This window comes from Nocardioides terrigena, assembly GCF_003047265.1.
Lineage (GTDB): Bacteria > Actinomycetota > Actinomycetes > Propionibacteriales > Nocardioidaceae > Nocardioides > Nocardioides terrigena.
The window spans coordinates 1-10,965 of sequence record NZ_PZYY01000006.1; the positions used below are offsets into that span (position 1 = coordinate 1).

A 10,965-nucleotide genomic window follows, 5' to 3' on the forward strand; every position below is an offset into this window, starting at 1 on the left:
ATGGTACTGCAACCGAGAGGCTGTGGGAGAGTAGGACGCCGCCGGACATACATTGGGAGAGGGGCCGCCACCAGGCGGCCCCTCTTTCCCATTTCATCACCCTGTTGAAGCCTGTGCTGCAGGCAGTAGCGTGGGCTCCGGTCGCCTCGGGCGACCGCCTGTGCGTCGGCACGGCACAGCACCACCCAGCACCACCCCCACATCTGCACAGTGAGTCATCACCCCCGGAAGGACCATCGACGTGGCCGAAGATCGTCGTAGCCAGCGCCCCACCCGCAGTGGAGGCGGCAAGCCGCCTGCCCGGGGAGGTGCCTCGGGTGCCGCCGGCGGGCGCGGGGGCAAGCCCGCGAGTGGAGGGCGCCCGCCCTCGTCGTCCCGCTCGGGCGATTCCCGCTCCGCGGGTGGCCGCACGGGTGGGCCCCGGACCGGGGACTCGCGTGGCGGTGACCGCAAGCCTCGTCAGGGCGACTGGAAGCGGCCGCGGGAGGAGCAGGGCCCGCGCACGGTCGACCAGGCCGTGTACGACGGTCCGCCGCTCCCCGAGGACATCACCGGGCGTGAGCTCGACCGGGGGATCGCCGCGCAGCTCAAGGGGCTGCCCGAGAAGCTGGCCGCCCGCGTCGCCCGCCACCTGGCCGCGGCCGGGATGCTGATCGACGAGGACCCGGAGACGGCGTACCAGCACACCCTCGCGGCGCGAGCGCGTGCCTCCCGGATCGCCATCGTGCGCGAGGCCGTGGGGGAGTCGGCGTACGCCGCCGGCCACTACGCCGAGGCGCTCTCCGAGCTGCGTGCCGCCAAGCGCATGAACGGCGCCACGGACTACCTGCCGATCATGGCCGACTGCCACCGCGCCCTCGGCCAGCCCGAGCAGGCGCTCAAGCTCGCCAAGAGCCCCTCGGTCGCCAACTTCGCCCCGGAGGCCAAGGCCGAGATGACCCTGGTCGAGGCCGGTGCCCGTCGCGACATGGGCCAGCTCGATGCCGCGCTGCGCACCCTCGAGCTGGCGCCGCTGCAGTCCAAGAGCCGGGGCACCTGGGTCGTCCGGTTGCGCTACGCCTATGCCGACACCCTGGAGGCGGCCGGACGCGAGTCCGACGCGCTCGCGTGGTTCCACCGCACCCACGCCATCGACAGCAACGAGATCACGGACTCGGCCGCTCGTGCCGAGCTGCTCGAGAAGCGGATGGACTGAACCACTGGCGCGACATGTGGCGTCCCACTGGTAAACGCCCGCAACTTCCGCCACAATGGAGCCACTAATCACATACGTGTCACTCGACTGACTGAGGACCGCTGCAGGCCGCTGGGGAAGGCGCACCTGGGCGCCGGTACTCAAGGAGGTCACGGTGACCACACGCACGCACGCCCGCCCGGACGGACCCGGGACGCGGGGCATTCTCTACGTGCACTCAGCTCCCTCTGCCCTGTGCCCCCACATCGAGTGGGCGGTGGGCGGAGTCCTTGGCGTGGCCGTGAGCCTCGACTGGACCCCCCAGCCGGCCCAGCCCGGCACCTACCGTGCCGAGCTCTCGTGGAGCGGCTCGGCCGGCTCCGCGGCTGCGGTGGCGTCCGCGCTGCGCGGGTGGAACCACCTCCGCTTCGAGATCACCGAGGAGCCGACTCCCTCCAGCGAGGGCACCCGCTTCTCCTTCACCCCTGAGCTCGGCGTCTACCACGCCGTCACCGGCCTGCACGGCGACATCATGATCCCGGAGGACCGCCTCAAGGCGGCCGTGGTCAAGGCGGCGCTGGGCGAGACGACGCTGCTCAACGAGATCGACAAGCTCCTCGGCAAGCCCTGGGACGACGAGCTGGAGACCTTCCGCCACGCCGGCGACGGTGCTCCGGTCCGTTGGCTGCACCAGGTGGTCTGACGACCGGCGCGGTGTGAGAGGTTGGCCGCATGGGGGCCCACCACTCTCACCGCGCGCTGCGGGTGCACACGTCCGGCCCGGTGACCAGGATCCTCCTGGTCGGACTCGTGCTCGCAGGTCTCTCGACCATCGTGGGGCTCGTCGTGCTGTGGCCCTCCGGGGATCGCCCGGCCAGCCCGTACGCCGCCGACGGCGTCACCTACCCACGGGCCGAGGTGGTCGAGATCGGCGAGGCCTGCCCCGTCATCACCTCGGAGACCGGTGGGGAGTTCCCGGAGGGCTGCGACCGCATCAGTGTGCGACTGGTCGACGACCCGGGCGTCGAGTCGACGGTGGCTGTTCCCCCCGGTACGGCGGGAGGGGTGCTCGAGGTCGGTGACCGGGTGGTCCTGGCGTCCCTCCCACAGCAGGAGGGCGCGGCCCAGTACGCCTTCGTCGGTGTGGACCGGACGATGCCCATCGCGGTGATGACGGCCGTCTTCGTGATCATCGTCGGCCTGATCGCTCGGCTGCGCGGCCTGCTGGCCCTCCTCGGCCTCGTGCTGGCCGGCGGAGTGGTGGGCTACTTCATGCTGCCCGCGCTGATGACCGGCGCGCCGGGGTTGCTCGTGGCGCTGGTCGGGTCCAGCGCGATCATGTTCATGGTGCTGTACCTCGCCCACGGTGTCTCCGTGCGCACGTCCACCGCGCTCGCCGGGACGCTCTTCGGGCTGCTGGTCACCGCTGCGCTGGGGGTGGTGGCCATCGACGCCGCCCGGCTCACCGGGCTCGGTGACGAGTCGGCCCTGAACCTGCGCCTCAACGCGACGGGGCTGGATTTCCGTGGCCTGCTGACGTGTGCCGTCATCGTGGCCGGGCTGGGGGTGCTCAACGACGTGACGATCACCCAGAGCTCGGCGGTGTGGGAGCTGCGATCGGCCGCGCCCGAGATGTCACGGGCTCGGATCTTCGCGTCGGGCATGCGCATCGGTCGAGACCACATCGCGTCGACCATCTACACGATCGTCTTCGCCTATGCCGGGACCGCGCTCGCCTCGCTCCTCCTGATCGCGCTGTACGACCGGCCCCTGCTGGACGTGCTGAGCGACGAGCTCATCTCCGAGGAGATCATCCGCACCCTCGCCTCGGCCATCGGCCTGGTGCTCGCCGTGCCGGTGACCACCGCGATCGCGGCCGCAACGGTCGCGCCGGCCGTCCACCAGCGGGCCGGAGCGGCGGCGCCGGAGGGATCGCCGGTCGCGTAGCCGCAGGGGTCGCGCGAGTGCCGGGGCGTCGTACGGCGTCCGGAGCGCTCCGCGGCGACGGACGACACCCGGTCAGAGCGGGATGTTGCCGTGGTGCCCGCGGTGCACGCCGGAGGTGTCGATCTCGTGGCGGAACGCCGCGGCGATGGCGCTGCGGGTGCGACTCGGCTCGACCACCTCGTCGACGACGCCGATCTCGACGGCCTTGTCGACGCCGCCGGCGATCCGCTCGTGCTCGGCGGCCAGCTCGGCCTCGACCTGCGGCCGGATCTCGGGGGACACCTCAGCCAGCTTGCGCCGGTGCAGGATGCGGATGGCGGCCACGGCGCCCATCACGGCGACCTCCGCACCCGGCCAGGCCAGGACGCGGGTGGCACCGAGGGAGCGCGCGTTCATCGCGATGTAGGCTCCGCCGTACGTCTTGCGGGTCACCAGGGTCACCCGGGGGACCACGCACTCGCCGAAGGCGTGGAGCAGCTTGGCGCCTCGGCGTACGACGCCGTCCCACTCCTGTCCCACGCCCGGGAGGTAGCCCGGGACGTCCACGAGCACGATCAGCGGGACCCCGAACGCGTCGCACATGCGCACGAACCGGGAGGCCTTCTCCGCCGACAGCGAGTCGAGGCAACCGCCGAGGCGCAGCGGGTTGTTGGCGACGACGCCCACGGTGCGACCGCCGAACCGGCCCAGTGCGGTGACGATGTTGGGGGCCCAGCGGGCGTGGAGCTCCTGCATCGTGCCGTCGTCGAGCACCGCCTCGACGAGGGGGTGCACGTCATAGGCACGCTTCTTGGACTCCGGCAGGAGCGCCTCGAGGTCGCGGTCCTCGACGGCGTCGACATCGAGGCTGTGCTGGGCTCCGAGGAGGGACGCCACCGTGCGCGCCCGCTCGAGGGCCTCGGCCTCCGACTCGGTGAGGATGTGCACCACGCCCGAGCGGCGACCGTGCGGCTCGGGTCCGCCGAGGCGCAGCATGTCGACGTCCTCGCCGGTGACCGACCGGACGACGTCCGGGCCGGTGACGAAGATGCGCCCCTCGGGCCCGAGGATGACGACGTCGGTGAGGGCGGGGCCGTACGCCGCGCCGCCGGCGGCCGGGCCGAGCACCACGGAGATCTGCGGGATCGTGCCGGACGCCTGGGTCATCACCTGGAAGATGCGCCCCACGGCGTGCAGCGACAGCACGCCCTCGGCCAACCGGGCGCCGCCGGAGTGCCACAGCCCGATGATCGGGACACCGTCGGTGATGGCACGGTGGTAGGCGTCCACGACCACCCGGCAGCCCAGGTCACCCATGGCGCCGCCCATCACGGTGGCGTCGCTGCAGAAGGCGACGACGGCGGTGTCGTTGACCCGGCCCGTGGCCGCGAGCATGCCCGAGTCGTCGTCGGGCGTCAGCAGCTCGAGGGTGCCCTCGTCGAAGAGCGCGGTGAGCCGGTGGACCGGGTTGCGCGGGTCCTGCTCGCGGGGGAGCTTGGCGGGCTTGGCCGGGTTGGCGGTGGCAGTCACGGTGGGTCCTTCCGGAGGGTGGTTCAGACGCTCCCGAAGGCGACGGCGACGTTGGCGCCCCCGAAGCCGAAGGAGTTGTTGAGGGCGACGATGTCGCCGTCGGGGAGCGAGCGGGCCTCGGTCGGGATGTCGAGGTCGACCTCCGGGTCCTTGTCGTCGAGGTTGATCGTCGGCGGGCTGGTGCGGTCGTGCAGCGCCAGCACGGTGGCGATCGCCTCGAGGGCCCCGGCGCCGCCGAGCAGGTGGCCGGTCATCGACTTGGTGCTGGTGACCACGCACCGGTCCACGTGCTCGCCGAGGACGGCGTGCAGCATCAGGCCCTCGGCGATGTCGCCCTTGGGCGTGGACGTGGCGTGCGCGTTGACGTGCACCACGCTGGCCGGGTCGACGTCGCCCTCGCGCATGGCCATCTTGATGGCACGGGTGCCGCCGCGACCCTCGGGGTCGGGCTGGGCGATGTCGTGGGCGTCGTTGCTGATGCCGGCGCCCAGGGCGTAGGCGTAGATCTTCGCGCCGCGGGCCCTCGCGTGCTCCTCGGACTCGAGGACGAGCACGGAGCCGCCCTCGCCCAGCACGAAGCCGTCGCGGGCGACGTCCCAGGGGCGGGAGACCGAGGTGGGGTCTCCACCCTCCTCGCTGCCGGTCTTGGAGAGCGCCATCATGTTGGCGAAGGCCGCCATCGGCAGGGGGTGGATCGCTGCCTCGGTGCCGCCGGCCAGCACGACGTCGGCGCGGCCGAGGCGGATCAGGTCGATGGCCATCGCGATGGCCTCGTTGCCCGACGCGCAGGCGGAGGTGGGGGCGTGGACGGCCGCGCGGGCGCCGTACTTGAGGCTCACGTTGGCCGCCGGCGCGTTGGGCATGAGCATCGGGACGGCGAGCGGCGAGACGCGGCGCGCGCCCTTCTCGAGGAGGATGTCGTAGTTGGCGAGCAGCGTCGTGACGCCGCCGATGCCGGAGGCGAGCGCCACGCCGAGGCGCTCGGGCTCGAGGCCGGAGTCCTCCAGGCCGGCGTCGGCCCAGGCCTGGTCGGCCGCGACCATGGCGAACTGGCTGGAGCGGTCGAGGCGGCGGGCCTTGACCCGGTCGAGCACCTCGGAGGGCTCGACGGCCACGCGACCGGCGATCTTGACCGGGAGCTGGTCGACCCAGTCGTCGGTGAGGTGGCGGATGCCGGACTGACCGGCGAGCAGCGCCTGCCAGGTGGTGGGGACGTCACCGCCGACGGGGGAGGTGGTGCCCAGTCCGGTGACCACTACGCGGGTCGAGCTCATCTGGTCTTCCGTTTCTCGAGGAGGATGGTGCGACGACTGCCGGTGGCCGGGCGGACCCGACCACCGGACGGGGGCCGTCAGCCCTGGGCGCGCTCGATGAAGGCGACGGCGTCGCCGACGGTCTTGAGGTTCTTGACCTCGTCGTCGGGGATCGTGACGCCGAACTTCTCCTCGGCCGCCACGACGACCTCGACCATCGAGAGCGAGTCGACGTCCAGGTCGTCGACGAACGACTTGTCGAGCTGCACGTCGTCGGCGTCGATGCCGGCGACCTCGTTGACGATCTCGGCGAGGTCGGCGCGGATCTCTTCGGTGGTGGCCATGGGGCCTTCCTTTCTGATGGCTACTGCGGTGGTGGTGAAACGGGGAAATCTGGCGGAGCTGGTGTCGGTCAGGGGACGGTGACGACCTGGGCGGCGTACGAGAGGCCGGCGCCGAAGGCGATCAGGAGAGCCGTGTCGCCGGACCTGGCCTCGCCCTCGGCGATCATCCGGTCCAGCGCGAGCGGGACCGAGGCGGCCGAGGTGTTGCCCTGGTCGGCGACGTCGCGGGCGATCCGTACGGTGCTGGGGAGCTTCATGGAGCGGGCCATCGCGTCGATGATCCGCATGTTGGCCTGGTGCGGGACGAAGACGTCGAGCTCGTCGAGGCCGATGCCGGCGCTGTCGAGCGCCTGTTGGCCGATCTTGGCCATGGCGAAGGAGGCCCAGCGGAACACGGGGTTGCCCTGCATCACCAGGTGCGGCATCACGCCGCTGCCGGGGACCTCGGGGCTGCCGACGACGTCGCGCCAGTCCTCGCGCTGCCGGATCAGGTCGAACTGCTCGCCGTCCGACCCCCACACGACCGGGCCGATGCCCGGGGTGTCGCTGGGTCCGACGACCGCGGCGCCCGCGCCGTCGGCGAAGATGAAGGCCGTGCCGCGGTCGGTGAGGTCGAGGATGTCGGTGAGGCGCTCGACGCCGATGACCAGGACGTGCTTGGCGCTGCCGGCGCGGACGAAGTCGGAGGCCAGCGAGATGCCGTGGCAGAAGCCGGAGCAGGCCGCCGAGATGTCGAAGGCCGCGGCCTGGCCGGTGCCGAGCTCGTGCGCGATGGCGGTGGCCACGGCGGGGGTCTGGAGCAGGTGGCTGACGGTGGCGACGACGACGCAGTCGATCTGGCTGGCGTCGAGGCCGGCACGCTCGAGGGCGATCCGTGATGCCTCGACCGACATCATCTGGACCGACTCCTCGGGGCCCGCCCAGCGCCGGGTCTTGATGCCGGATCGCTGCTGGATCCACTCGTCGCTGGAGTCGATCGCGTCGACGACGTCGGCGTTGGGGACGACCCGCACCGGGCGGTAGGCACCGATGCCGAGGATCGCTGCGTGGGGCGCACCGGTGGTCGTGCTGATCGTGGCGCCCATCAGGCGGCACCACCCTGCGGGTGCAGGCGCACGAGGGGCTGGCCGGGGGAGACGATGTCGCCGTCCTCGACGAGCCACTCGACGACCTGGCCGCCGTGCAGGGCCGTGACCGTGGTCCGGTCGCGCGTGCTGGCGACCTCGCCGATCACGCAGCCGGCAGGCAGGACGTCGGCGTCGGTCGCCTCCGCGGAGCGGTGGAAGATGCCCTTGCCGGGCGAGACGACCATGCGCCAGGTCGGCGTGGTCTCGATGACGGAGCGCTCGCCGTGCTTGTCGACGAAGGCCCGTGCGTCGTCGAGCTGGTCGGGGGTCTTGAGGGCGAAGGTCTCCACGCCCTTCATGGCGCGCTTGGCGATGCCCGTGAGCGTGCCCGCCGGCGGCATCTCCAGGACGCCGGTGACGCCGAGGTCGAGCATGGCGTCCATGCACAGGTCCCAGCGGACCGGGGCGGCGATCTGGCCGACGATCCGGGCCAGCACCTCTCGCCCGTCGTGGACGACCTGGCCGTCGCGGTTGGAGATCACCGCCGTGCGCGGGTCGTGGGTGGACACCGAGCGGGCCAGGCCGGCGAGGTGGCCCACGGCCGGCTGCATGTGCGTGGTGTGGAAGGCGCCGGCGACGCTGAGCGGGATCAGCCGTGCCTTGGCCGGGGGAGCGTCGGCGAACGCCGCCAGCTGTTCCATGGTGCCGGCGGCCACGATCTGGCCGGGACCGTTGTCGTTGGCAGGGGTGAGGCCGTGCCGCGAGATCGACTCCAGCACCTCCTCGCGCTCGCCGCCGAGGACCGCGGTCATGCCGGTCGGGGTCTGCGCGGCGGCACCGGCCATCGCCTTGCCCCGCTCGCGGACCAGCACCATGGCCTGCTCGGCGGTGATGACCCGGGCGCCGGCCGCGGCCGCGATCTCGCCGACGCTGTGGCCGGCCACCGCGCCGACGCGCTGGAAGGCGTCACTGGGGTGCGGGAAGAGGTCGAGCGCGGCGATCAGGCCGGTCGCGACCAGCAGCGGCTGGGCGATCTCCGTGCGCCTGATGGTCTCGGCGTCCGCCTCGGTGCCGTAGTGGGCCAGGTCGAGGCCCGCCACGGTGGAGAGCCAGTCGAACCGGCTGGCGAACGTGGGGTCCTCGAGCCAGGGCGTGAGGAATCCGGGGGTCTGGGCACCTTGGCCGGGAGCGACGATGACGAGCACACGTCAAGACTGGCGGGTCGAGGACCCGCCGCGCCGGGTCGACGTCCACGAAAAGAGGACCCCTTTCTTTGTGGGATCCCTACAAAGATGTGGAGGTCGTCACTCGCGACCGGACTGGCGGCCGAGGATCAGGGCGATCTGGACGGTGAAGGCGTCGCGGGGTCGGGTCGGGGTGAGGCCGGTGACCTCGGCCGCCTGCTTGAGGCGGTAGCGCACGGTGTTGGGGTGCACGAACAGGGTGCGGGCGGTGGCCTCGATGGAGCCGCCGTGGAGGAAGTACGTCGAGAGCGTCTCGATGAGGGTCCCGCGCGCTCCCAGGAGCGGGAGGTAGACGTCGTCGACGAGGCTGCGCCGCGCGTGGCCGTCACCGGCGAGGGCACGCTCGGGCAGCAGCTCGTCGCTGCGGACCGGTCGGGGCGCCTGCGGCCAGCCGGTGGCGGAGCGGTGGGCCGACAGTGCCGCCCGGGCCGAGTTGTGCGCGTGGGACAGGTCCGGGGCGACCGGACCGACCACGACGGGACCCTCGCCGAAGTGCTCGACGATGCGCAGCGCGGACTTGTGGGGATCGTCCACCCCACCCAGGATCACCACGAGCTTCTCGCCCTGGGTGGCGCACAACGCATCCATGCCGCAGGCCAGGGCCGTGCGGCGTACTTCCTCGAAGACATCGGTCTCGGTGCGTTGCGCGGGGACCCGGCCCAGCACCACCGCGACGTCGCCTCGCGCGCCCCACCCCAGGGCGCTGGCCCGGGAGAGCACCGTCTCGTCGGCCTCGGAGCGCAGCACGGCGTCCACGACGAGCGCCTCCAGGCGGGCGTCCCAGGCTCCCCGCACCTCTGCGGCGCGGGCGTAGACCTCCGCGGTGGCGAAGGCGACCTCGCGGGCGTAGCGGAGCACCGCCTCGTGCACCGACGGCGCGTCGGTGGGGCCGAGGATGTCGTCGATGTTGGCCTCGACCACCTCGATGGTCAGCCGGACCAGCTCGACGGTCTGCTGGAGGTTGATGGCCCCCGTCAGCTCCCGGGGGGCCGCCCCGAATACCGACGCGGACAGGGGAGCGGAGCTGACGCCGCCGGTGTCGCCGTACCAGTCGACGAAGCCCTTCACGCCGGCCTGGACGATCACGCCGACCCAGGAGCGGTCCTCCGCGCTCAGGTCGTCCCACCACGTCATCCGGGTCGACATCGCGGCCGTGGCGGCCGTGCTCAGGCTGCCGGTGGCGCGCTGCAGGGCGGCCGAGATCCGGTCCCGCTTCTCCTGCTCCGCCCGGCCCATGGCCCGAGGCTAGTCACACCCGCACCAGCCGTCACGCGCCGGCCGGGCCGCGGCACCGTTCGGGTAACGAAATCGGGACGAAACTGCCTCTGGGAGGGGGTTCCCGAACCATTTCTGGAACAGGTTCTGCTTGAATCGCCCTTTCGGCACCACGAATCCCCCAGCGCAGCACCAGCACCCCAGGAGGTCCGGTGAGCAGCAGCGGTGCACCCGTGCAGGCACAGGTCCGGCACGTCACGATCCACGGGCACCGTCGCGCCTACGTCGTCACCGGCTCCGGTCCCGCGCTGCTCCTGCTCCACGGGCTCGGTTGCGACCACACCACGTGGGCGCCGGTCATCGACTCGCTCGCGCGCCGCTACACGGTGATCGCCCCCGACCTCCTCGGCCACGGCGAGTCCGACAAGCCGCGCGCGGACTACAGCGTCGGCGGCTACGCCAACGGCATGCGCGACCTGCTCACGGTGCTCGGCATCGACCGGGTGAGCGTCGTGGGCCACAGCTTCGGTGGGGGAGTGGCGATGCAGTTCGCCTACCAGTTCCCCGAGCGCACCGAGCGTCTCATCCTGGTCGGCTCCGGCGGCCTGGGTCCCGAGGTGACGCCCGCGATCCGGGCGATCACGACGCCCGGCTTCCACCAGGCGATGGGGCTGCTGACGCTGCCGGGGGTCAGGCACGTCGGCACGGCGGGCATGCGCGCCCTGGCCGCCACCGGGGTCCGCGCCGCGCGCGACCTGACCGAGCTCGCCGACATCTACGACTCCTTCAAGGACCCCCGGACCCGGGCGGCGATCCGCCACGTCGTGCGCGCCGTCGTCGACTGGCGCGGACAGATCGTGACCATGGCCGACCGGGCCTACCTCACCGAGGCCATGCCGATGTGCGTGGTGTGGGGTCGCAACGACCAGGTCATCCCGGTGCGGCACGCGGGCAACGCCGCGGCCCTCGCGCCCAGCGCCCGGGTCGAGATCATCCCCAACGCGGGACACTTCCCGCACAAGGACCACCCCCAGCGCTTCGTGAAGATCGTCAACGACTTCATCCGCTCGACCGAGCCCGCGGTCTACGAGCGGGACCACTGGCGGACGCTGCTCGAGCACGGGCCCGACCTGGTGCCGCTGCAGGCCGAGGCCGGCGACGCGCCCGTCGCGCCGGTGCACACCCTCAAGAAGATGGGCACCGGCGCGTAGG

At 72.2% G+C, this 10,965-nt stretch carries 10 protein-coding genes; 4 read left to right on the plus strand and 6 right to left on the minus strand.

Translation table 11 applies throughout. From position 1 onward, the window contains the following. The first annotated feature begins 517 nt into the window (after positions 1-517). From DAE25_RS13745 to DAE25_RS13755, 3 genes are all read left to right on the plus strand, one after another. Positions 518-1,195 (plus strand): tetratricopeptide repeat protein, encoded by a 678-nt coding sequence (locus DAE25_RS13745; RefSeq protein ID WP_234411045.1) that lies wholly within the window; start codon positions 518-520, stop codon positions 1,193-1,195. Between the two features lie 154 nt (positions 1,196-1,349). Further along, positions 1,350-1,877 (plus strand): DUF3145 domain-containing protein, encoded by a 528-nt coding sequence (locus DAE25_RS13750; RefSeq protein WP_056886220.1) that lies wholly within the window; start codon positions 1,350-1,352, stop codon positions 1,875-1,877. A 29-nt stretch (positions 1,878-1,906) separates the two neighbouring features. Further along, positions 1,907-3,121, plus strand: coding sequence for a YibE/F family protein (locus DAE25_RS13755; RefSeq protein ID WP_107766752.1), 1,215 nt, complete (start codon positions 1,907-1,909; stop codon positions 3,119-3,121). A 72-nt stretch (positions 3,122-3,193) separates the two neighbouring features. Here the strand turns inward: DAE25_RS13755 and DAE25_RS13760 are convergent, their stop codons facing one another. The 6 genes from DAE25_RS13760 to DAE25_RS13785 form a co-directional block, all read right to left on the minus strand. Next, on the minus strand, positions 3,194-4,630 hold the full coding sequence (locus tag DAE25_RS13760) for an acyl-CoA carboxylase subunit beta (RefSeq protein ID WP_107766753.1): 1,437 nt from the start codon (positions 4,628-4,630) through the stop codon (positions 3,194-3,196). A 23-nt stretch (positions 4,631-4,653) separates the two neighbouring features. After that, positions 4,654-5,904 (minus strand): beta-ketoacyl-[acyl-carrier-protein] synthase family protein, encoded by a 1,251-nt coding sequence (locus tag DAE25_RS13765; protein ID WP_107766754.1) that lies wholly within the window; start codon positions 5,902-5,904, stop codon positions 4,654-4,656. Positions 5,905-5,981: 77 nt separating this feature from the next. Then, positions 5,982-6,227, minus strand: coding sequence for an acyl carrier protein (locus tag DAE25_RS13770; protein ID WP_056886223.1), 246 nt, complete (start codon positions 6,225-6,227; stop codon positions 5,982-5,984). A 68-nt stretch (positions 6,228-6,295) separates the two neighbouring features. Further along, positions 6,296-7,312, minus strand: a complete 1,017-nt coding sequence (locus DAE25_RS13775) for a beta-ketoacyl-ACP synthase III (RefSeq protein WP_107766755.1) — start codon at positions 7,310-7,312, stop codon at positions 6,296-6,298. Continuing rightward, positions 7,312-8,499, minus strand: coding sequence for an acyltransferase domain-containing protein (locus tag DAE25_RS13780; protein WP_107766756.1), 1,188 nt, complete (start codon positions 8,497-8,499; stop codon positions 7,312-7,314). The genes DAE25_RS13775 and DAE25_RS13780 overlap by 1 nt, the downstream gene beginning before the upstream one ends. Positions 8,500-8,598: 99 nt before the next feature. Then, positions 8,599-9,774: a PucR family transcriptional regulator gene (locus DAE25_RS13785; RefSeq protein WP_107766757.1), complete on the minus strand. Its 1,176-nt coding sequence runs from the start codon at positions 9,772-9,774 to the stop codon at positions 8,599-8,601. Between the two features lie 191 nt (positions 9,775-9,965). On the opposite strand from DAE25_RS13785, the gene DAE25_RS13790 reads away from it, so the two are divergent. After that, complete coding sequence (locus DAE25_RS13790; protein WP_234411046.1) at positions 9,966-10,964, plus strand: alpha/beta fold hydrolase; 999 nt, start codon at positions 9,966-9,968, stop codon at positions 10,962-10,964. Position 10,965 lies beyond the last annotated feature (1 nt).